We start from the raw sequence: 21,211 nt of genomic DNA, 5'->3' as shown, positions 1-21,211 counted from the left end.
CTGCTGCTGTGAACCTGAGCCCGCCGCCGCGCGGGGTCTCTCGCCGTCGAGATATGTGCGAGGTTCAGGCTATCGCGCACCCCCTACCCATCACCCGGCAGGTGCACCATCGGCATGGCGGCAGGTCACACGCGTCGAGGCCGTCCCGGAAGTGCTCCGGGACGGCCTCGGGGACGAACGCTTAAGCCAGGGGCCTCAGCCATTGACCTTTTTCTGGAGGTTGGTGTCGAGGGCCTCCAGGAAGGCCTGCGTGGTCAGCCACGGGGTCTCCCGGCCGACGAGGAGGGCGAGGTCCTTGGTCATCTGGCCGCTCTCGACCGTCTCGACGCAGACCTGCTCCAGGGTGCGGGCGAACTCGATGACCGCGGGGGTGTTGTCGAGCTTGCCGCGGTGTTCGAGGCCGCGGGTCCAGGCGAAGATGGACGCGATCGGGTTGGTCGACGTCGGCTTGCCCTGCTGGTGCTGCCGGTAGTGCCGGGTGACCGTGCCGTGCGCGGCCTCCGCCTCGACGGTCTTGCCGTCGGGGGTCATCAGCACGGACGTCATCAGCCCGAGGGAGCCGAAGCCCTGCGCGAGGGTGTCGGACTGGACGTCGCCGTCGTAGTTCTTGGCGGCCCAGACGAACCCGCCCTCCCACTTCAGCGCCGCCGCGACCATGTCGTCGATGAGCCGGTGCTCGTAGGTGAGGCCCTTGGCCTCGAAGTCGGCCTTGAACTCCGACTCGTAGATCTCCTGGAAGATGTCCTTGAACCGGCCGTCGTAGGCCTTCAGGATCGTGTTCTTCGTCGACATGTACAACGGCATCCCGCGCTCCAGCGCGTACCGCATCGTCGCCCGCGCGAAGTCGCGGATGGACGAGTCGTAGTTGTACATGCCCATCGCGATGCCGCCGCCGGGGAAGGACGCGACCTCGAACTCCATCGGCTCACCCTCGCCCTCGGGCGTGTAGGTGATGGTGACCGTGCCGGGGCCGGGGACGACGAAGTCGGTGGCGCGGTACTGGTCGCCGTGCGCGTGCCGGCCGATGATGATCGGCTTGGTCCAGCCGGGGACGAGGCGGGGGATGTTGGAACAGATGATCGGCTCGCGGAAGACCACACCGCCGAGGATGTTGCGGATCGTCCCATTCGGGGACCGCCACATCTTCTTCAGGCCGAACTCCTCGACGCGCGCCTCGTCCGGGGTGATGGTCGCGCACTTCACGCCGACGCCGTGCTCCTGGATGGCCTTGGCGGCGTCGACGGTGACCTGGTCGTCCGTGGCGTCACGGTGTTCGATTCCCAGGTCGTAGTACTTCAGGTCCACGTCGAGGTAGGGCAGGATCAACTGGTCCTTGATGAATTTCCAGATGATCCGCGTCATTTCGTCGCCGTCGAGTTCGACGACCGGGCCCGCTACTTTGATCTTGGGCATGCTGGTGCTGTCCCTTTCCTACACCGGGGCGAGCTAAAGACTCAGACCTTGTAAGGCTCAACTGGCAAGGCTAGCCGAGGGGGTTCTGAGGTCTAGACCTGGCCTGGGCCGTCCCGGCGCCCGGTGATGAGCAGCCGTACGGCCCGCGCCACCATGGCGAGCAGGATCAACACGCCGAACGCGCCCGCGAGCGCGAGGCCCGGCTTGTTCATCGGTGGGACGCTGAGCGAGACGAACGCGACCATCTCGCCGAGGATCACGAGCGTCCAGCAGTCGATGGACCGGCTGCGGACGGCGAGCGGCCCGAGCTGCGACTCGGGCAGCAGCAGCCGGGCGAGCGCCCCGAACAGCAACGCGGCGGCCATCAGCCCGGACCCTTTGCGGAAGTAGTTGAACGCGCACAGGGTGAGGCCGGCGCCGACTCCGCTGAGCACGATCAGGTAGGGCAGTTGCGCCAGCCAGTGCGGCGCGGCGCCCCGGCGGCGCGGCGCCCTGCGCGTCCGCCGACGCACCTGGGTGCTCATGGTTTACACCGTAGCGGCAATCCCGTCGTGGCACGTCATCGTCCGCCCCGGGGTCGGGACGGATGGGGCCCGGGTGATGCCGGAGAGCCCGGAATCCCTTGCGCCATCGGTGCTACTCGCCAGTAGGAGGGTGTGACGGTGACGCGCCCGGGTAACCCGGCAGACAGGGGTCGCTAACTAGCTGGGAGGACTGCCGTGGAGGGGCCGTTCATGCGGATCGAGGACAGCGGGCTGGTGATGCCGCTGCGCCACGACGTGACGACGGTCGGGAGAGGGAGAGGAGTCGACATACGTCTCGACGACCCGAGTGTGTCCCGCTTGCACGCTGAGCTCGTCCGGCGCGGACCGTACGTCTACGTTGTGGACATGGGTTTGTCCCGCAACGGGACCCGCGTCAACGGGCGACCGATCGCCCGCCGAGTCCTGGATGACGGTGACGTCGTGAGCTTCGGCACGGCGCGCTGCCGGATGGGGGGCATCCCCCGTGAGGAGGTCGACCCGGACGTCGAGCTGCGGCGTGCCGTCGCTCCGGAACTCACCCGACGCGAGGTCGACGTGTTGACCTCGCTCTGCCGTCCCGCCCTGTCGGACGAGGCGTTCGTGGCCCCGGCCACGGCGCGTGACATCGCCGGGGAGCTGGTGGTGACGGAGGCGGCCGTCAAGCAGCATCTGCTGCGCCTCTACCAGAAGTTCCGGATCCCCGAGGGCGCCAACCGGCGTACGCGGCTCGCCAACGAGGTCATCGCGATGGGCCTCGTCCGGCCGCTGCCGCCGGTGCACGTCCCGCAGGGCCGCCCCCCGATGGACGGGCGCGTCCCCGGAGTGCGGCCGAAGCCCGACCCGCGGCGGACGGGTACGGGGCACGGCCACGTCAACGGGCCGTCGGGGCGCGCTCCGAGCCCGGCAGGACGGAGGGCGAGCTGACGTAGTCGGTTTCTCGGCGGCCACCCTCCAGGCAGCGCAACGACGTGAGGGCCACCGCCGAGCCAGTCCGTACGGGGCCGCGTTAGTGACGGCGCGGCCCCGTCCGGCGGACGTGGACGGCGGGGTCGTCACCGGGGGTGCCGGTGGCGGCTCCGCCGATCAGTCGAGGCGTTCAGCGGCCTCGACGACGTTGGCGAGGAGCATCGCGCGGGTCATCGGGCCGACCCCGCCGGGGTTCGGCGCGACCCAGCCCGCGACGTCGCGGACGTCGGCGGCGACGTCTCCGGCGAGTTTGCCGTCCACGCGGGACACGCCGACGTCCAGGACGGCCGCGCCTGGCTTGACCATGTCGGCGGTGATGAGACCGGGCACCCCGGCGGCGGCGACGACGATGTCGGCGGCACGGGTGTGCGCCGCCAGATCACGGGTCGCGGTGTGGCAGAGGGTGACGGTGGCGTTCTCGCTGCGGCGGGTCAGCAGCAGCCCGAGGGAACGCCCGACGGTGAGGCCGCGTCCGACGACGGTGACCTCGGCGCCCTTGATCGGCACGTCGAAGCGGCGCAGCAGTTCGATGATCCCCTTCGGGGTGCACGGCAGCGGCCCCGGCTGCATCAGCACGAGCCGCCCGAGGTTCGCGGGGTGCAGGCCGTCGGCGTCCTTGGCCGGGTCGATGCGCTCCAGCACCCGCTGCTCGTCCAGGCCCTTGGGAAGTGGAAGCTGGACGATGTAGCCGGTGCAGGCGGGGTCGGCGTTCAGCTCGGCGACGGCGCTTTCCACATCGTCCTGGGTGGCGGTGGCGGGCAGGTCGCGGCGGATGCTCTCGATGCCGACCTCGGCGCAGTCGCGGTGCTTCATGTTGACGTAGGAGTGGCTGCCGGGGTCGTCGCCGACGAGGACGGTGCCGAGCCCGACGGACACGCCGCGCGCCTTCAGCGCCTCGACCCGCCCCTTGAGGTCCGAGCGGATCTCGGCGGCCGTCGCCTTGCCGTCCAGAATCTGTGCCGTCATGCGTTCCTCCGCGGAAGGTCTCCCGTCCACCCAGGCGCGCGGCGTCCGGACTGTTCGTTCGCTCCCCGGTGGTGCCCCACCTTGACCGCGCCAGTCGCGTGCGACCTCATGCTATCGACCGGTCCCGGCCGTCTCAGTCTTCGGAGCGCCCCCGCCAGGCGAGCAGCCGGTCCGTCCCGTGCCACCCGAGCTGCGCCGCCAGCATCGCCGCGAGGAGGGCCGCGGCGAGCCCGATCATCTGCCGCGACTCCATCAACAGCGCGTCCGTACGGTAAACGGACACAACGATCATCGCCAAGACCGCTTCCACCGCGCCTCCCATCCAGATCACTCCGCGCCGAGTGGTCAGAACGTTCCGGGGGCGCGGTAAGCCAGAGGCTACCTCCAACAAAAGGTAAAGAACCCACCCTGTACACAGAGGGCTCAGTGGAAGAAGTGCCTTACTCCCGTGAAGTAGAGGGTGATGCCGGCTTTGGCGGCGGCGGCTATGACCTTGTCGTCGTTGACGGAGCCGCCGGGTTGGACGATGGCGCGGACGCCCGCCTCGGTCAGGACTTCGAGGCCGTCGGGGAAGGGGAAGAAGGCGTCGGACGCGCCGACGGCGGACGCGGCGCGGTCGGCGCCCGCGCGGGCCACGGCGAGTTTGGCGGCGTCGACCCGGTTGACCTGGCCCATGCCGACGCCGACGGTGGCGCCGTCGGCGGCGAGGAGGATGGCGTTGGACTTGGCGGAGCGGACGGCGCGCCACGCGAACGCCAGGTCGCGGAGGGTGGCCTCGTCGGCGGACGCGCCGGTCTTGAGTTCCCAGCCGGTCGGGTCGTCGCCGGGGGCGTCGATGCGGTCGACGCTCTGGAGGAGGAGGCCGCCGTCGATGCGCCGGTACTCGGTGGCGCCCGCGGGGGCGTCGGGGCAGACGAGGAGTCGGATGTTCTTGAATCGGTCGGTGAGGACGGTCACGGCCTCGTCCTCGAAGGACGGCGCGATCAGCACCTCGGCGAAGCTTTCGGTGACCTGCCGGGCCATGGCGGCGGTGACGGGACGGTTGGCCGCGATGACGCCGCCGTAGGCGGACACGGGGTCGCAGGCGTGGGCCTTGCGGTGCGCGTCGGCGATGTCGGCGCCGACGGCGATGCCGCACGGGTTGGCGTGCTTGATGATCGCGACGCAGGGGTCGGTGAACTCGTGGGCGGCGCGGAGGGCGGCGTCGGTGTCCACATAGTTGTTGTACGACATCTCCTTGCCGTACAGCTGTTCCGCTCCGGCGAGCCCGGTCTCACCGGGGGTCCGGTACAGGGCGGCGCGCTGGTGGGGGTTCTCGCCGTACCGGAGGGTGTTCGACCGCTCCCAGGTGGCGCCGAGGAAGTCGGGCCAGTTCGTCTCGGCGGCGGTCTCGTCGGGGGCGTAGGCGCTGGCGAACCAGGACGCGACGGCGACGTCGTACGACGCGGTGTGCGCGAACGCCTGCGCGGCGAGGCGGCGGCGTTCGTCCAGGGTGAAGCCGCCCGCGTTGACGGCGTCGAGGACGGTCCCGTACGCGGACGGGTCGACGACGACGGAGACGCTCGCGTGGTTCTTCGCGGCGGCGCGGACCATCGTCGGGCCGCCGATGTCGATCTGTTCGACGCACTCGTCGGGCCGGGCGCCGGACGCGACGGTCGCGGAGAACGGGTACAGGTTGGCGACGAGCAGGTCGAACGGTTCGACGGAGAGGTCGTCGAGCTGCTGGAGGTGGTACTCCTTGCGGCGGTCGGCGAGCAGGCCCGCGTGCACGTTCGGGTGGAGGGTCTTGACCCGTCCGTCGAGGCATTCGGGGAAGCCGGTGAGCTTCTCCACCTTCATCACCGGCACCCCGGCGGCGGCGATCCGCCCGGCCGTGGAACCGGTCGAGACGATCTCGACACCGGCCTCGTGCAGGCCGCGGGCCAGTTCCTCCAGCCCGGTCTTGTCGTAGACGCTGATCAAAGCCCGCTTAATCGCCACCCGACTCACCGGCCGAGCTCCCCTCTTGATCGGACGTGTCCCTGCCGTTGGATTCACCGCAGGTCTTGCATTTCAGTGAGACGCGTCTGCCGCGCGCCGTCCAGCCGTCGCGGGCGAGCCGTCCGACGACGTCGACCAGGAGCCGGCGCTCCACCTGCTTGATGCGCTCGTGCAGGGAGTCTTCGTCGTCATGCCAGCGCACGGGGACGGTGTCCTGGGCGATGACGGGTCCGGTGTCCACTCCTTCGTCGACGAAGTGAACCGTACATCCCGTGACCTTCACCCCGTACGCCAGGGCTTCCCGTACGGCGTGGGCGCCGGGGAAGGACGGCAGCAGCGCGGGATGGGTGTTGACGGTCCGGCCGCCGAACCGCGCGAGGAAACGCGGCCCGAGGATCTTCATGAACCCGGCGGACACCACCAGGTCGGGTTCGTGCGCCGCGACGGCCTCGGTGAGCGCCGCGTCCCAGTCGTCCCGGGACGGGAAGTCCGGAATCCGGACGGTGAACGTGGGCACGCCGGACCGTTCGGCGCGGGCGGTTCCGCCGGTATCGTGACGATCCGCCCCCACGGCCACGACTTTCGCCCCGTAGGCTGGATCCGCGCACGCGTCGAGCAGCGCTTGTAGGTTGGTCCCCGCGCCGGAGACGAGGACGACGAGCCGGGCGGACACCATGACTCCCTGGTGGACGATGGGGTTTGCCGTTTCGGGCCGACCAGCAGCCTATCGGGCCGGCTCGGCGCCCCCCGAGGACGGACCGGGGTCAACCATGCCAGGGGCTAGGAGGAAGAGAACGTGAGCGAGCAGCCGGGCCCTCCGGCCCAGCCGGAACACCGCCCGGACGATCACCCGGGCGGACCGCCGGCGGGGCCGACGCCGCCTCCGCCACCCGGCCCGCCGCAGCGCGGCGGCTGGCGGGCCCTGTGGCTCGGCGGCATCGCGCTGGTGACCGCGTTCTTCTTCTACCCGCTCGGCCTCGTGCTCGGCGTCGCCGCGCTCGTCGTCGGCATCCGGGCCCGCCGGAACGCGCGGCGGGCGCGGGCGGCCGCGCCGGGCGCCGTCCCGGGCATCGTCCTCGGCGTGATCGGTCTGGTGTTCTCGACGCTGTCGGTGTCGCTGACGGCGTTCCTGTGGCCGGAGCTGAGCGGCTACCAGAGCTGCATCAGCGGATCCAACACCACCGTCGACAAGCAGGCGTGCCGCGACGAGTACTACCCGAAGATCGAGGACAAGCTCGGCCTGCCGTCCGGCAGCATGGACAAGTACGGCGACCTGCTCTAGTCGTCCCGTTCGGGGTCTTCGCGGAGCACGTAGATGGCTCCGCCGCGGGTCTCGATGCGTTCGGGGTCCTCGCGTGGCGGCGGAACGTCGACGGGTTCGTCGAGGATGTGCCCTTCGAGGACGTCATGGGCCGGCTCCGGTTCGGGTTCGGACGGTTCTTCGGGCAGGTCGGGCGGCGGGGCCGGGCGGCGGCGCGGACGGCGCGGGCCGAGGACCGGTTCGGCCTCCTCGAACTGGAGCGGGTCCGGTGCGTGTGGCGGCCTCGGGGCGGGACGCGGCTCGGGGGCCTTCTCCTCGACCTCGACCTCGACCTCGGCCGGGACGGGCGCGGACAGCGGCACCGGCGCCGCGACGTTCCGCCCCCGCTTCTTCGGTTTGACCGTGTCCTTCCCGGCCGCCTTGTCGACCGCCTTCCCTGCCGCCTTCTTGGCCGCTCTCCTGGACGCCCGTTTCCGCGCGGGCGCGCGGGTCTCCGCCGGGGGGCGGGCGGCACGGCGCAGGATCAGCGCGTTCGCCGCCCACGCCGCGATCGCCGCGGAGATGCCGACCTCCAGGGCCGCGAGCAGGCCGACCTGCCAGGCGGAAGGCCCCATGGTCGCCATCCGCCCGTCGCCGAGCGGCCCGCCGGACAGCACGGTCAGCAGCGCCGCCACGGCACCGGTCAGCGCCCCGGACGTGAACCCCCACAGGGGAGCCCCCTCCGACACGGGCGTGGGCATCGACCGGATCGTGAGGACGCCGCCCACCGCGCCCGCGAGGAACGGCGCGGCCAGCGCGAGCAGCGACACCGCGGGCGCGGGTCCCGGCTCCGGCAGCGCCGCGAGCGGCGGGAACGCCGGGACGAGGTCGAGGACCACCCCGGTCGGCGACACGCTCGTCCCGGAGCCGACGGAGAAGCCCGGCCCGATCGCGTACGCCATCCCCCAGATCACCGCGTTCGGCAGGAAGGCCAGCTCGACCAGCAGCAGCAGGGCGCCGCCGACGACACCGGGGGCGAGCATGTCGTACAGGTGGTCGGCGTCGCCCATGTTCACGGCGAGCGACGCGCCGACGAGCACCGCGCCGGACCCCAGCAGCACGGCCAACGCCCCCGACACGCCGATCACGAGGGAGCGCGGACGGTCCGGCAGCAGCCGCAGCAGCGCGCCCAGGCCCGATCTGACCCGCCGTCCCTTCGCCTCCGCCGCCACCTGCGCGGCGACGACGGCCCGCGCGGCGCCGAGGCCGCCCGCGATGACCGCGACGAGGAAGCACGCGACGAGCGCCTGCCCCGCCGACGGCCGCACCTGCGGGGACGACGCCGCCAGCGCGAGCAGCGCGGCCAGCGCGGCGTAGGGCGTGGCCAGCGCGACCGCGACGCGCATCACCGCGGCCCGCGGACGGTGCGGCAGCCCCGCCACCCGGATCATCCACCCGCCGCCCCGGTACAGCATGACCCCGGGCAGGACGAGCACGCCGAGCGGCAGCAGCCCGACCCGGCCCTGCCCGTAGGAGAAGCCGGCGTGGTGGGAGACGAGCCAGAAGTTCACGGCCGTCCGGAAGACACCGGACATCCCGTCGCCGAACGCCGTCCTGGGCGCCGCGATCCACCCGATGAGCGTGATGGTGGTGAGGACGGCGAGCCCGATCCCGATGCACCACAGCGCCGCGACCAGGCCCGTCACGTACAGCGGCCGGGCCACCGTCACCGGGGCCGGTGCCTCCGGCGGCGGCTGGGCGCGGCCGCGCGCCTCCGGACGCCGCGCGGCCCGTCCCGCCGCCGTCGCGGCACCACGGTCGGGGGTCGCACGCCTTCCAGGGGTCGCATCGCTCACGCGCACCATGCTGGCACCACGCCCGCGCCCCGGACGTCCCCTCGCCCGGCGTGTCGCCGCGCCGTCGCCGGACGTCGGACGGAAACCGAAAAGACGCCCGGCCACGGCGGCCCGGACGTCTTCCGGCGACGAGAAAACGACGATCAGCGGTTCTTCATGATCTCCCGCATGAGGACGGCGGTCTCGCTCGGGGTCTTGCCGACGCGGACGCCGACCTTCTCCAGGGCGTCCTTCTTCGCCTGCGCGGTGCCCGCCGAGCCCGAAACGATCGCGCCGGCGTGGCCCATCGTCTTGCCCTCGGGCGCGGTGAACCCGGCCACGTAGCCGACGACCGGCTTGGTGACGTGCTGCTCGATGTAGGCGGCGGCGCGCTCCTCGGCGTCCCCGCCGATCTCACCGATCATGACGATCGCGTCGGTGTCCGGGTCGTCCTGGAACGCCTGGAGGGCATCGATGTGGGTCGTCCCGATGACGGGGTCGCCGCCGATGCCGACGCACGTGGAGAAGCCGATGTCGCGCAGCTCGTACATCATCTGGTACGTCAGCGTGCCCGACTTGGACACCAGGCCAAGGCGGCCCGGCGTGGTGATGTCGGCAGGGATGATGCCCGCGTTCGACTTGCCGGGCGAGGCGATGCCGGGACAGTTCGGCCCGATGATGCGGGTCTTGTTGCCCTTGGACTCGGCGTACGCCCAGTAGTAGGCGGTGTCGTGGACGGGGATGCCCTCGGTGATGACGACGCACAGGGCGATCTCCGCGTCGATGGCCTCGACGACGGCGTCCTTGGTGAACTTCGGCGGGACGAACACGACGGAGACGTCCGCGCCGGTCTCGCCCATCGCCTCCTTGACGGTGCCGAAGACGGGCAGGACCGTCCCGTCGAAGTCGACGGTCTGCCCAGCCTTGCGGGCGTTCACGCCACCGACGACCTGCGCGCCGGACGCGAGCATCCGGCGGCCGTGCTTGGTGCCCTCCGACCCCGTGATGCCCTGAATGATGATCTTGCTGTTCTCGGTGAGCCAGATGGCCATCGCTCATGCACCTGCCGCGAGTTCGGCGGCGCGCCTCGCCGCGTCGTCCATGGTGTCGACCTGCTGGACGCCGGGCAGCGCCGCGTCGTTGAGGATCTTGCGTCCGAGCTCGGCGTTGTTGCCGTCGAGGCGGACGACGAGCGGCCGGTCGACGGACTCGCCGCGGTCGCCCAGCAGCTTGTACGCCGACACGATGCCGCTCGCGACGGCGTCGCAGGCCGTGATGCCGCCGAAGACGTTCACGAACACCGACTTCACGTCCTTGTCCGACAGGACGATCTCCAGCCCGTTCGCCATGACCTCCGCGGACGCGCCGCCGCCGATGTCGAGGAAGTTCGCGGGACGCTGCCCGCCGAACTCCTCACCCGCGTACGCGACCACGTCCAGGGTCGACATGACGAGCCCCGCGCCGTTGCCGATGATGCCGACGCTGCCGTCGAGCTTGACGTAGTTGAGGTCCTTGGCCTTCGCCGCGGCCTCCAGCGGGTCGGCGGCGGCCTTGTCCTCGTACTTGTCGTGGTCCTGGCGGAAGTCCGCGTTGTCGTCGAGGGTGACCTTGCCGTCGAGGGCCGTCACCCGCCCGTCCGCCGTGAGGATCATCGGGTTCACCTCGACGAGGGACGCGTCCTCGTCGGTGAACACCGCCCAGAGGCGCTCGATGAGCTCGGCTGCGCCCTCGACGGCCTGCTCCGGCAGCCGGCCCTTCTCCGCGATCTCGCGGGCGAGGGCCCGGTCGACGCCGTGCAGCGGCGAGATCGGCACCATCGCCAGCCGGTCGTGCGGCACCTCCTCGATCTCCACGCCGCCCTCGACGGAGCAGATGGACAGGAAGGTGCGGTTGGCGCGGTCGAGCAGGAAGGAGAAGTAGAACTCCTGCGCGATCGCGCTGCCCTCCTCGATCAGGACCTTGTGGACCGTGTGGCCCTTGATGTCCATGCCGAGGATCTGGCCGGCGAGCGTTTCCGCCTCGTCGGCCGAGTCGGCCAGCTTCACACCGCCGGCCTTGCCGCGGCCACCGGTCTTCACCTGGGCCTTGACCACGACCTTCGAGCTTCCCGCGGCGAACAGCTCCGCCGCGATGGCCCGGGCTTCCTGGGGAGTATGGGCGACCTTGCCGGTGGGCACCGGTACCCCGTACTCGGCGAAGAGTTCCTTCGCCTGATGTTCGAACAGGTCCACGAGGCGTCCTTTAACGGATCGACATTCGATCGACCACACGAGTGGGGGTTTGCACGGGACTCCGCGCGGCCGGCACTCTGCGGTCCGCTCCGTCGACGCAGCCTAGTCAACCCGGCCGCATGATGAGGCCACCGGGTCCCCTCAGGGAGTGTTACCGGGACGTGGGTATGTCTCACCCCTGAGGAGGGCAGGAGTGGCACGTGAGGAGGATGAACCAATTGACGTAGTTTGATGTACTTATTTTCGTTCCGGGATCAGTCCGGCGGGCGATGCGGTGGAGGGGGCGACGCATGGCGAGGGCGGATGAGCGGGACACCCCCCTCGCGGGACCTGTTCTCACCGGTCCCGCCCTCGACGACGCCCTCCTCGCGGAGACCGTGCCGAGCGGGATCGTGGCGGCCGACCCCGTCCGCACCCCGCCACCTCGCCCCCGGCGCAGGCGCAGGCGCGGGTCGACACGCACGTTCCGCCGCGTCACCGCGCTCCTGATCGTGGCGGCGATCATCGCGACGGGCGGCGCGAACGTCCCCGACCGGTCAGGCGAGGGCTGGGTGAGCCCCGGCCTCGTCGGCGGGGGCGGGTGGCCGTTCGCGGGCGCCCCGCTGTCCCCGGAACTGGCGCCCGGGGCGTACTACCTGCCCGACAGTTCGGTCGTCCGGCTCGCCGACGGGCGTGTCCGTCTCATCCCGTTCGGCGGCGACAAGCCCGTCACGGTGGACGCGTCCGACCCGCGCGTCGCCCAGGCGCTGCGGTCCGACCGCTCCTGGCTGGCCCAGGGCACCGTCCCCACCGGCGGCCGCGCCGGCTACCACGACATGGCCGCACGCGCCCTGCTCGACCTGCGGCTCCTCACCCGCCCGAACGGCGCGTCCCTCGCCTCCTGGTACACCAAGTGGCGGTACTGCTGGCCCCGCGACTCCGCGTTCGCCGTCGCCGCGTTCACCGCGACGGGGCACCCGTCCGAGGCCCGCCGCATCCTGCGCTTCCTCGCCCGCGTCCAGCACGACGACGGCATGTGGGCCGCCCGCTACCACCCCGACGGGACGGCCGTCGCCGACGGGCGGGCCCCGCAACTCGACTCGGTCGGCTGGGTGCTGTGGGCGACCTGGTTCCACCTCGTCACGACGAAACCGCTCGACGAGGAACCGCCCAACCTGTGGCCGATGGTGCGGCGCGCCGCCGACCACCTCGCCGGCTCGCTGGACGCCGAGGGCCTGCCGCCCGCCTCGTCCGACTACTGGGAACGCGACCACCGCAAGGAGGAGGACCCGCGGCGCCCCACCCTCGGGGTCGTCGCGCCGGTGCTCGCCGGCCTGCGGTCCGCCGCCGACCTGGCGCGGGCCCGCGGCGAGCACGGCAAGGCCGCCGAGTGGCGGAAGGCCGCGCGGCAACTGTCGGACGCCGTGGACCGCCAGTTCGCCCCGTACGGCTACCCGCGCTCCCCCGTCCGCGACGGCCTCATGGACACCTCGGTGACGTTCCTCGCGCCGCCGTTCGCCCCCGCCGACCCGGCGGTGACCGCCGCGATCGCCGACGCGCGGCGCAGGCAGACGTTGCCGAACGGCGGCGTCCTGCCGGGCGAGCGCTGGTCCGGCGACCCCGACGTCGCCTGGACCCCGGAGACGGCCATGTTCGGGCTGAACTCCGCCGCGTCCGGCCGGACGTACGAGGCCCTCGGCCGCCTCGACTGGCTGAACGCGAACCGCACGACCCTCGGGGTCCTGCCGGAGAAGGTCGGCTCCAAGGGCGGGCAGGCGGGCCCGGCCCCGCTCGGCTGGACGGCGGCGCTCGCCCTGCTCACCCTCACCGCCCTGGACAAGCCCCTTCCGATCCCGCCCACGGGCTGACCGGCACCGGGGACGCCCCGTGGCGGTGCGGGCCGTGGCGGCGGCTCATTCGTCCCACTCGTCCGCGAGGATCGCCCAGACCTGGACGTCCCGCCGGTCGCCGTCCAGGACGAACCCCTGCCGATGGACGCCCTCCAGGGTCATCCCCAGCCGCTTCGCCACCGCCGCGCTCGCCGTGTTGCGCGGATCGCACAGCCACTCGACCCGGTGCATCCCCCGCGCCCGGAACGCCCAGTCGATCATGTGCCGGACGGCCGTGGTGATCAGCCCCCGCCCGCGCGCCTCCGCCGAGAGCCACACGCCGGCCTCGCACACCCCCATGGCGGCGTCGAACGTGCGGAACAGCGTCCCGCCCTGGAGGACGCCGTCCACCCAGATGCCGTAGAGCCGCCCGGTGTCCTTGGCCTGCTTGACCGCGTACGACCGCAGGAACTCCAGCGCGGTCGCCTCGTCCACGATGGTGCGCGCCCAGGGAATGTAGAAATCGATGTCATGGCGGACGCGGTCCGCGTGTTCGGCGAACTCGGCCGCGTTCCACGGCTCCAGAGGGCGAAGCTCGGCGTCGTCGGCGAGCTTGAGAGCGAACATATGGGGGGGCTCCTCCCGACCGCCGCGCGGTCAGAGTTTCTCGATGGTGGCGTAGCGGAGGACCAGGGTCCGGACGCCGTAGTCGCCGCCGAAGTCGACGCTGGCCTTCTGACCGCCGTCGTAGACGGAGACCACGGTTCCGAGGCCGAAGGCGTCGTGAGTCACCTTGTCGCCCGGGGTGAGGGACGGGACGGGCCGGTTGCCGGACGACCGCACCCCCGGGCGGGACGCCATCTGCGCCATCGCCGAACCGGACGTCGAGGTCGCCTCCCGCTCCCACTCCACGAGCGACTTCGGGACCTCGCCGAGGAACCGGGACGGCGGGTTGACCTGCGGCGCGCCCCACGAGCTGCGCATCGCGGCACGGGACAGGTAGAGCCGCTGCCGGGCGCGGGTGATGCCGACGTAGGCGAGCCGCCGTTCCTCCTCCAGCTCCTTCGGGTTGCTCATGGCGCGCAGGTGCGGGAAGACGCCGTCCTCCATGCCCGTCAGGAACACCACGGGGAACTCCAGCCCCTTGGCGGTGTGCAGGGTCATCAGCGTGACGACGCCGCCCTCGGTCTCCTCCGGCTGTTCGCCGGGCGGGACCGGCCCGCCCTTCGCGCCACCGGGGATCGAGTCGGCGTCGGCGACCAGGGCCACCTGCTCCAGGAACTCGGCGAGGCGTCCCTCGGCGGACTCGCCCTCAAGGCGCTCTTCGAATTCGCGGGCGACGGCCTCCAGTTCCTGGAGGTTCTCGATGCGGGTCTCGTCCTGCGGGTCCTTGGAGGCCTGGAGTTCGGCGAGATATCCGCTGGCCTTCAGCATCTCGCCGACGAGGTCGGCGGGGGTGAGGGACTCGGCGGCGCCGCGCAGGTCGTCCAGCAGGGCGACGAAGTCGCGGACGGCCTTGATCGACCGGGTCGCCATGCCCGGCACGTCCTCCGGGTTCCGCAGCGCCTGCCAGAACGAGATCCGCTCGCGGGACGCGTACGCCTCGACGCACGCCTCGGCGCGGTCGCCGATGCCGCGCTTGGGAACGTTCAGGATTCGGCGCAGCGAGACCGTGTCCTCGGGGTTGGCGAGGCAGCGCAGGTACGCGAGCGCGTCGCGGATCTCCTTGCGCTCGTAGAAGCGGACCCCGCCGACGACCTTGTACGGCAGCCCGACCCGGATGAACACTTCCTCGAACACGCGGGACTGCGCGTTGGTGCGGTAGAACACGGCGACGTCCCCCGCGCGGGCCTCGCCGTCGTCGGCGAGCCGGTCGACCTCGCGGGCGACGAACGCGGCCTCGTCGTGCTCGTTGTCGGCCACATAACCGGTGATCTTGTGGCCTTCGCCCTGGTCGGACCAGAGCTTCTTGGGCTTGCGGTCGGCGTTGCGCTCGATGACGGCGTTGGCGGCCGACAGGATCGTCTGCGTGGACCGGTAGTTCTGCTCCAGCAGGATCGTCGTGGCGTCCGGGTAGTCGCGCTCGAACTCCAGGATGTTCCGGATCGTCGCGCCCCGGAACGCGTAGATCGACTGGTCGGCGTCACCGACGACGCACAGCTCGGCCGGCTCCAACCCCTCGACGGGGGCGGTCAGCTCCCGGACCAGCTCGTACTGCGCGTGGTTGGTGTCCTGGTACTCGTCCACGAGGACGTGCCGGAACCGGCGCCGGTAGTGCTCGGCGGCCTCCGGGAAGACCTGCATCAGGTTGACCGTCATCATGATGAGGTCGTCGAAGTCCATGGCGCCGGCCTGCTGGAGCCGCGCCTGGTACATCTCGTACGCCTCGGCGAGCGTCTGCTCCATGTGGGTGGACGCCCGCGCTTTGAACGTCTCGTAGTCGATCAGCTCGTTCTTCAGGTTGGAGACCTGCGCGCTGAACGCCTTCGGCGGATACCGCTTCGGGTCGAGGTCGAGCTCCCGGCAGACGAGCGCCATGAGACGGTTCGCGTCGGCCTGGTCGTAGATCGAGAAGCTGGTCGGGAAACCGAGCCGCTTGGCCTCGCGCCGCAGGATCCGCACGCAGGCCGAATGGAACGTCATGACCCACATGGCGCGCGAGCGTGGCCCGACGAGGGCGTCCACCCGCTCCTTCATCTCGGCGGCGGCCTTGTTGGTGAAGGTGATCGCGAGGATCTGCCCGGGGTGCGCGTTCCGCTCGCCGAGCAGGTGCGCGATCCGGTGGGTGAGCACGCGTGTCTTGCCCGAGCCCGCGCCCGCGACGATCAGCAGCGGACCGCCGGAATGCACCACGGCGGCGCGCTGCTGCGGGTTGAGTCCGTCGAGCAAGGGGCTGGCTTCGGTCTTCGACATCATGTGCGAGTCTACGGCTCCGGCCGGACGATTTCGGCGTCTCCACGAAGGAGCGGCGCGGGCATGACAATCCGTCCTGTCACCACCCGATGGCAGCCTGTGGACGTCCCGCGGCAGCTTGTGGACAGATGGCGGGCCTTTTGGACTCCGCGGGTTGACTCGATCTCCTGACCGGCGGAGCGTGTGGCGGGACGGGGCGGACACGACCCGCCGGCCCCGACCCGGCCCGGCGCGTACAGGCCCGCGTGCAGACAGGGCCCCGGCGGACGCGCGTCCACCCGCGAAAGCGCGGAGTCATCAGGGGTTCGCGCGCCGTGAGGGGGAGGTGGTTTCCATGGAGATCCACCAGCAGGACTTCCAAGATCGTCGGGGTACCGGGACGATGGACGTCGAGGTCCCCGCGCAGCGACCGGCCTCGGCCGGACGCGTGTCCGGGGCCACGGCCGCGGTGCAGGCCGCCGTCCAGGCGGCGGCGCCGGCGGTGCCGAGGCCGGTGCCGATTCCCGCGCCGATACGGACCGGGCACCGGTTCCTCATCTACAAGCAGGACCCGTCCGTCGCCGAGTTGGGCGCCCGGCTGGCCTTCGTCCCGTCGGTGGTGCTGAACGGTCCGACGGACGCGCGGGTCCGGACGGTCCTGGACGGCGTCACCCCGGTCGCCCGCAACGTCAACGGCGACTTCGTGTTCGCCGCCGGAACCCCGCAGTTCGACTGCGCGCACACGTTCGCCGTCGTCCGGCAGGCCCTCGCCATGTACGAGCGGCACAACGGCGGCAGGCCGATCCCGTTCGCGTGGAACGTCGACGGCAACACCGACCGCATCACGGTGTACCCGCACGCCGGTCTCGGCGCGAACGCGTTCTACAGCCGGACGGCCAAGGCGCTGAAGTTCCTGTTCTTCACGCCGGAGGGGCAGCCGCAGTCGACCGTGGTCCACACGTGCCGGTCGTTCGACATCGTCGCGCACGAGACGGGTCACGCGCTGCTCGACGGCCTCAAGCCGGGCTGGCTGGCGGCGGACTGCCCGCCACAGACCGGCGGGTTGCACGAGGCGTTCGGCGACCTCACCGCGATCTTCCTGGCGCTGGCGCAGCCGGACCAGGCGGAGGCCCTGGTGGCGTTGACCAAGGGGAACCTGCACGACAAGTCGTTCCTCGCGGACGTCGCGGAGGAGTTCGGGCGGGCGCTCGGCATGCCGTCCGGGCTGCGCAACTGCGACAACGACCTGAAGCTGAGCCAGGTCGGCAACGAGGTGCACGGGATCTCCCAGGTGTTCACCGGCGCGATCTACGACGTGCTCGCCGACGTCTGCGCGTTCGAGACGGCGCGGCAGCGGCGCACCAAGGACCCGACGCTCGTGCTGATCGAGGTCGCGGCGGAGCTGTGCCGGCTGGTGTTCGACGCGATCGTCGCGTCCCCCGCGACGGGCGCCCGGTACGTGGACGTGGCGAACGAGATGTTGCGGATCTCGGCGGGTCGCGGCCACCCGCCGATCTACCGGACGTTCGTCCGCAACCGGTTCGCCGTCCGGGAGATCACGACCGCGGCGACGTCGCTGACCGACCTGATGAGCGGGCGGATGAGGATGACCGACGCGGACTACACCGGGGACGGGCGGGACGTCACCGAGGTCGAGCAGCTCGACGAGCACTCGGCGAGCCTGCGCGCCGAGCAGGACCGGACCCGGTGCTGCGGCACGATGCAGATGCCCGAATACCAGGTCGTCTCCGCGGAGAAGCTCGCCAGGCACGGCTCCCTGGAGGACGACGACATCCTCCACGATGACCTCGAAGAGCTGCGCGAGGCGTTCGGCTAGTCGTCCGGGGAAACGAGAGACCGGCGGAGGTGCGGAAGCGGTGCGCGTCACGGTCGAGAGCACCGGGGGCTTCACAGGTCGGAGCACGGTCGTCGCGCGGTACGACACCGCCGCGCTTCCCGCCGGGGAGGCGGAACGCATCCGGGAGGCGGTGGACGCGCTCGCCGCGGCGCAGGCCCGCGGCGAGCGCGGTGAGATCGGCGCCGACCTCCCCGGCTACCGGATCACCGTCGAGGACGGCGCGGGCGAGGCTCCCCGCGTCTACGAGGTGCGGGGCGACCCGACGGTGCGCGCGCCGTCCGTCCTCGGCACCCTCCTGCACGGCCCCGCCGAGTAAAGCCGGGCGGCCGGGGGGCGGCCGGGCGGTCAGCGGGTCTTGCGGTGGTCGTAGGCGGCCTCGGCGGCGGCGTGGACGGCCGTGAGGTCGGCGCCGGTCGCGGCCATGGACGCGGCGGCGACCGCGCCCTCCACGAGCGGCGCGTCCGCGAGCAGCACGTTCTCCCCGTCGGTGTCCTCGATGAGCATCCTGGCGGTGAGCACGGAACTGCCGAGGTCGGCGACGAGCACGACGCCGTCACCGTCGTCCGCGGCGGCGACGGCGGCCTCGACGAGATCGATGCTGGTGCCGAGCCCGCCGTCGAGGGCGCCGCCCGCGGGCTCCACGACGGCCTTGCCGACGCCCATGGCGCGGGCCACCTCGGCGGCGCCCTCGGCGAGCGTCCGGCTGTGCGCGATGATCACGATTCCGACCATGTCACCCGGTCCCCCCGACGATCTCGGCGAGGGCGCGCAGCACGAGCCCGGTGGAGCACGCGCCGGGGTCCATGTGCCCGACGCTTCGCGGGCCCAGGTAGCTGGCCCGTCCCTTGCGCGCCTGCATGGGGATCGTCGCCTCGGCGCCCCGGGCGGCGGCGTCGGCGGCGGCCCGCGCGCAGCCCGCGAGGTCGGCGCCGTCTCCCAGCGCGGCTTCGTAGGCCGCGGCGGCGGGGGCGAGCGCGTCGACCATCGTCTTGTCGCCCTCCACCGCCTTGCCGAGGTCCTGGACGCCCTCCAGCGCGGCGCGCAGCGCGGTCCCGAAGGCGGCGGCGTCGACGTCGGCGGCGTCGCCGAGGGCCTTGCCGGCGCGGCGCAGCGCCGTCCCGTAGAGGGGGCCTGACGCGCCGCCGGTCTTGGATACGACGGCCCGCCCTGCGGCGATCAGCGTCCTGCCCGGCGGGGCGTCGTCAGGGAGCGCCGCCACAGCGGCACGGAAACCTCGGTCGAGGTTGTGGCCGTGGTCGCCGTCGCCGATGGCGGCGTCGAGCCGGGTGAGCCGCTCGGTGTCGGCGGCGACGAGTTCCGCCGCGCGCCGGATCCAGTTCGCGACGTCCGCGGCGTTCAGCGACTCCACCGCCGTCACCGGCCCCACCGCAGACCGGGGGTCTCGACGGGCGCGTCCCAGAGCCGGGTCAGCTCCGGTGTCATCCGGCACACGCTGATCATGCATCCGGCCATCTCCAGGCTCGTCACGTACGGCCCGACGAGCCTGCGGACGACGGTCGCGCCATGATCCTCCAGCCAGGCGGCGGCCGCCGCGTAGGCGATGTACTGCTCGATCAGCGGGGTGCCGCCCATCCCGTTCACCAAGACCAGCACCTCGGCCCCCGACAGCGGCATGTCGGCGTCGATCGCGCCGAGCGCCGCGTCGACGATCTCCGCCGCCGTGGCGATCTTGACGCGTTCGCGGCCGGGCTCGCCGTGGATGCCGATGCCGAGTTCCATCTCGTCGTCGCCGAGCTCGAACGTCGGCGTCCCGGCGGCCGGAACGGTGCAGGGCGACAGCGCGACCCCGAACGACCGGCTGCGCTCGTTCACCTCGCGCGCCACGGCCGCGACGGCGTCCAGGCCGGCGCCCTCCTCGGCGAGCGCGCCGGCGATCTTCTCGACGAACAGCGTGGCCCCGGTGCCGCGCCGCCCGGCGGTGAACGTGCTGTCCTCGACGGCGACGTCATCGTCGATGATCACGGACGTGACCTCGATGTCCTCGTCCTCGGCCAGTTCGGCGGCCAGCTGGAAATTCATGACGTCGCCCGTATAGTTCTTCACAAGATGGACGACGCCCGCGCCGCCGTCGACCGCCATCGTCGCGGCGATGATCTGGTCGGGCACCGGTGAGGTGAAGACCTCGCCGCAGCAGGCCGCGTCCAGCATCCCGTGGCCGACGAACCCGGCGTGCAGCGGCTCGTGCCCGGACCCGCCCCCGGACACGAGGGCGACCTTCCCGGCGCGGGGCGCGTCCGCGCGGAGGACCGTGCCCTGCTCCGGATCGACCCGCAGGGACGGGTGCGCGGCGGCGAGGCCGCGCAGCGCGTCGGAGACCACGTCCGCCGGGGCGTTGATGAGTTTGCGCATGTCTCATGCTCTACCCTGACGCGACCCCACGTCCCGGACCCAATGATGATCAATATCGGGTCCCGGACGGATAGGTTGCATTCGTGACGAATCCACCCTCCTTTCTTTATGACTGCGACACGGGCGTCGACGACGCGTTGACGCTGCTGTATCTGGCGTCCCTCGTCCGGGCGGGCGAGGCGAAGCTGGTGGGCGTCGGCACGGTGCACGGCAACATCGACCCGCTGACCGGCGCGTTGAACACGATCCGCGTGCTGGAGGCGGCGGGCGTCCACGCCGGTGACGTCCCCCACGGTGAGCCGGGCGTGCCGGTCGCGGTCGGCGCCGCCCGGCCGATGGCGCAGGCCGTCCACTTCGCGACCGACTGGCACGGAACGGACGGCCTGGGCGACACGCACCTCCCCGAACCGGTGGGACGGCCCGCCGGCGAGTCGGCCGCCGCGCAGATCGTCAGGCTGGCCCGCACCATGCCCGGCGAGCTGACGCTCCTCGCGACGGGCCCGCTGACGAACCTGGGCGCGGCGCTGCTGCTGGACGAGGAGCTGCCGTCACTGCTCCGGGAGGTCGTCGTGATGGGCGGCGCGTTCGACCATCCCGGCAACATCACCACCCACGCCGAGGCGAACATCTGGCACGACCCCGAGGCCGCCGACCTGGTGTTCGCGGCGGACTGGCCGATCGTCCTGGTGCCGCTGGACGCCACCCACCCGACCGCCGTCCACGACGACTGGCTGGACCGGCTGGCCGCGCACGACACGCCCGTCGCCCGCTTCGCCGCCCGCATCCTGGAGTTCTACGCCGACGCCTACACGCCGACGCTCCGCCGCCGGGGCGCGGTCATCCACGACGCGCTCGCCGCGATGCTGGCCGCCGACCCGGATCTCGGGGAGTACGCGCACCGTCCGGTCCGGGTGGAGTTGCGCGGCGAGCTGACACGCGGCACGACCGTGTGGGACGCGCGTTCGCTGCCCGCCGAGGACACCCGCCGTCCGGTGAAGGTGGCGGTCGGCAGCGACGTGGCGGAGTTCCAGGAACGACTGCTCGCGTCGATCATGTCGCTGTAGTCAGTCCTGAAGGTCACAGACCTCTGCTGATCTGGGGGTGTACCAGTAATCGTCCAGGGTCTTT

At 71.8% G+C, this 21,211-nt stretch carries 20 protein-coding genes and 1 riboswitch; of the genes, 6 read left to right on the top strand and 14 right to left on the bottom strand.

Annotated elements, in window-relative coordinates:
• Nucleotides 1–195 precede the first annotated feature (195 nt).
• Nucleotides 196–1,413 (bottom strand): NADP-dependent isocitrate dehydrogenase, encoded by a 1,218-nt coding sequence (locus tag D0T12_RS06680; RefSeq protein WP_117398538.1) that lies wholly within the window; start codon nt 1,411–1,413, stop codon nt 196–198.
• 92 nt (nt 1,414–1,505) lie between these two features.
• Nucleotides 1,506–1,937: a DUF3017 domain-containing protein gene (locus tag D0T12_RS06675; protein ID WP_117398536.1), complete on the bottom strand. Its 432-nt coding sequence runs from the start codon at nt 1,935–1,937 to the stop codon at nt 1,506–1,508.
• 195 nt (nt 1,938–2,132) lie between these two features.
• Here D0T12_RS06675 and D0T12_RS06670 point away from each other — a divergent pair, with 195 nt between their 5' ends.
• The gene (locus tag D0T12_RS06670) at nt 2,133–2,861 is read left to right on the top strand and encodes an FHA domain-containing protein (RefSeq protein ID WP_117398534.1); all 729 of its coding nucleotides are present in this window, start codon (nt 2,133–2,135) and stop codon (nt 2,859–2,861) included.
• A gap of 159 nt (nt 2,862–3,020) precedes the next feature.
• On the opposite strand, the gene D0T12_RS06665 is transcribed toward D0T12_RS06670, so the two are convergent.
• From D0T12_RS06665 to purN, 4 genes are all read right to left on the bottom strand, one after another.
• The gene (locus D0T12_RS06665) at nt 3,021–3,869 is read right to left on the bottom strand and encodes a bifunctional methylenetetrahydrofolate dehydrogenase/methenyltetrahydrofolate cyclohydrolase (protein WP_117398532.1); all 849 of its coding nucleotides are present in this window, start codon (nt 3,867–3,869) and stop codon (nt 3,021–3,023) included.
• Between the two features lie 21 nt (nt 3,870–3,890).
• Nucleotides 3,891–3,977, bottom strand: a riboswitch (ZMP/ZTP riboswitch).
• 25 nt (nt 3,978–4,002) lie between these two features.
• On the bottom strand, nt 4,003–4,179 hold the full coding sequence (locus tag D0T12_RS35255) for a hypothetical protein (RefSeq protein ID WP_158581429.1): 177 nt from the start codon (nt 4,177–4,179) through the stop codon (nt 4,003–4,005).
• A 113-nt stretch (nt 4,180–4,292) separates the two neighbouring features.
• On the bottom strand, nt 4,293–5,858 hold the full coding sequence (gene purH, locus D0T12_RS06655) for a bifunctional phosphoribosylaminoimidazolecarboxamide formyltransferase/IMP cyclohydrolase (protein ID WP_117398528.1): 1,566 nt from the start codon (nt 5,856–5,858) through the stop codon (nt 4,293–4,295).
• Nucleotides 5,839–6,525, bottom strand: coding sequence for a phosphoribosylglycinamide formyltransferase (gene purN, locus D0T12_RS06650; protein ID WP_117398527.1), 687 nt, complete (start codon nt 6,523–6,525; stop codon nt 5,839–5,841). The genes purH and purN overlap by 20 nt, the downstream gene beginning before the upstream one ends.
• A 120-nt stretch (nt 6,526–6,645) precedes the next feature.
• Here purN and D0T12_RS06645 point away from each other — a divergent pair, with 120 nt between their 5' ends.
• Nucleotides 6,646–7,131 (top strand): hypothetical protein, encoded by a 486-nt coding sequence (locus D0T12_RS06645; protein ID WP_117398525.1) that lies wholly within the window; start codon nt 6,646–6,648, stop codon nt 7,129–7,131.
• On the opposite strand, the gene D0T12_RS06640 is transcribed toward D0T12_RS06645, so the two are convergent.
• From D0T12_RS06640 to sucC, 3 genes are all read right to left on the bottom strand, one after another.
• Nucleotides 7,128–8,945: a cell division protein PerM gene (locus D0T12_RS06640; protein ID WP_147339417.1), complete on the bottom strand. Its 1,818-nt coding sequence runs from the start codon at nt 8,943–8,945 to the stop codon at nt 7,128–7,130. The two genes, D0T12_RS06645 and D0T12_RS06640, sit on opposite strands and share 4 nt — an antisense overlap.
• Nucleotides 8,946–9,088: 143 nt before the next feature.
• Nucleotides 9,089–9,976 carry a succinate--CoA ligase subunit alpha gene (gene sucD, locus D0T12_RS06635; RefSeq protein WP_117398522.1) on the bottom strand — a complete coding sequence of 296 codons (888 nt, stop codon included), beginning with the start codon at nt 9,974–9,976 and terminating at the stop codon, nt 9,089–9,091.
• 3 nt (nt 9,977–9,979) lie between these two features.
• Nucleotides 9,980–11,155 carry an ADP-forming succinate--CoA ligase subunit beta gene (gene sucC, locus D0T12_RS06630; RefSeq protein WP_117398520.1) on the bottom strand — a complete coding sequence of 392 codons (1,176 nt, stop codon included), beginning with the start codon at nt 11,153–11,155 and terminating at the stop codon, nt 9,980–9,982.
• 290 nt (nt 11,156–11,445) lie between these two features.
• Here sucC and D0T12_RS06625 point away from each other — a divergent pair, with 290 nt between their 5' ends.
• The gene (locus D0T12_RS06625) at nt 11,446–13,002 is read left to right on the top strand and encodes a glycoside hydrolase family 15 protein (RefSeq protein ID WP_233525872.1); all 1,557 of its coding nucleotides are present in this window, start codon (nt 11,446–11,448) and stop codon (nt 13,000–13,002) included.
• Nucleotides 13,003–13,047: 45 nt separating this feature from the next.
• Here D0T12_RS06625 and D0T12_RS06620 read toward each other — a convergent pair whose 3' ends face one another.
• Together D0T12_RS06620 and pcrA are read right to left on the bottom strand one after the other, a co-directional pair.
• Complete coding sequence (locus D0T12_RS06620) at nt 13,048–13,590, bottom strand: GNAT family N-acetyltransferase (protein ID WP_117398519.1); 543 nt, start codon at nt 13,588–13,590, stop codon at nt 13,048–13,050.
• Nucleotides 13,591–13,620: 30 nt separating this feature from the next.
• On the bottom strand, nt 13,621–15,876 hold the full coding sequence (pcrA, locus tag D0T12_RS06615) for a DNA helicase PcrA (RefSeq protein ID WP_199487324.1): 2,256 nt from the start codon (nt 15,874–15,876) through the stop codon (nt 13,621–13,623).
• A 334-nt stretch (nt 15,877–16,210) separates the two neighbouring features.
• Between pcrA and D0T12_RS06610 the strand changes: the two genes are divergently transcribed.
• Together D0T12_RS06610 and D0T12_RS06605 are read left to right on the top strand one after the other, a co-directional pair.
• On the top strand, nt 16,211–17,692 hold the full coding sequence (locus D0T12_RS06610; protein WP_147339416.1) for a gluzincin family metallopeptidase: 1,482 nt from the start codon (nt 16,211–16,213) through the stop codon (nt 17,690–17,692).
• A 40-nt stretch (nt 17,693–17,732) separates the two neighbouring features.
• Nucleotides 17,733–18,029, top strand: coding sequence for a protealysin inhibitor emfourin (locus D0T12_RS06605; RefSeq protein WP_117398515.1), 297 nt, complete (start codon nt 17,733–17,735; stop codon nt 18,027–18,029).
• A gap of 29 nt (nt 18,030–18,058) precedes the next feature.
• On the opposite strand, the gene D0T12_RS06600 is transcribed toward D0T12_RS06605, so the two are convergent.
• The 3 genes from D0T12_RS06600 to dhaK are packed head-to-tail and all read right to left on the bottom strand — an operon-like array spanning nt 18,059 to nt 20,083.
• A complete protein-coding gene (locus D0T12_RS06600; RefSeq protein ID WP_117398513.1) occupies nt 18,059–18,445 on the bottom strand; it encodes a PTS-dependent dihydroxyacetone kinase phosphotransferase subunit DhaM in 387 nt (128 codons plus the stop codon).
• A gap of 1 nt (nt 18,446) precedes the next feature.
• Nucleotides 18,447–19,091, bottom strand: a complete 645-nt coding sequence (gene dhaL, locus D0T12_RS06595) for a dihydroxyacetone kinase subunit DhaL (protein ID WP_233525871.1) — start codon at nt 19,089–19,091, stop codon at nt 18,447–18,449.
• Entirely contained in the window at nt 19,088–20,083 is a 996-nt protein-coding gene (dhaK, locus tag D0T12_RS06590; RefSeq protein WP_117398509.1) for a dihydroxyacetone kinase subunit DhaK, read from the bottom strand. Before dhaK ends, dhaL begins: the two co-directional genes overlap by 4 nt.
• 83 nt (nt 20,084–20,166) lie before the next feature.
• Between dhaK and D0T12_RS06585 the strand changes: the two genes are divergently transcribed.
• Nucleotides 20,167–21,147: a nucleoside hydrolase gene (locus tag D0T12_RS06585; protein WP_117398507.1), complete on the top strand. Its 981-nt coding sequence runs from the start codon at nt 20,167–20,169 to the stop codon at nt 21,145–21,147.
• The last annotated feature ends 64 nt before the right edge of the window (nt 21,148–21,211 follow it).

The organism is Actinomadura spongiicola, from assembly GCF_003432485.1.
Lineage (GTDB): Bacteria > Actinomycetota > Actinomycetes > Streptosporangiales > Streptosporangiaceae > Spirillospora > Spirillospora spongiicola.
This window is presented reverse-complemented; position numbering and strand designations above follow the sequence as displayed.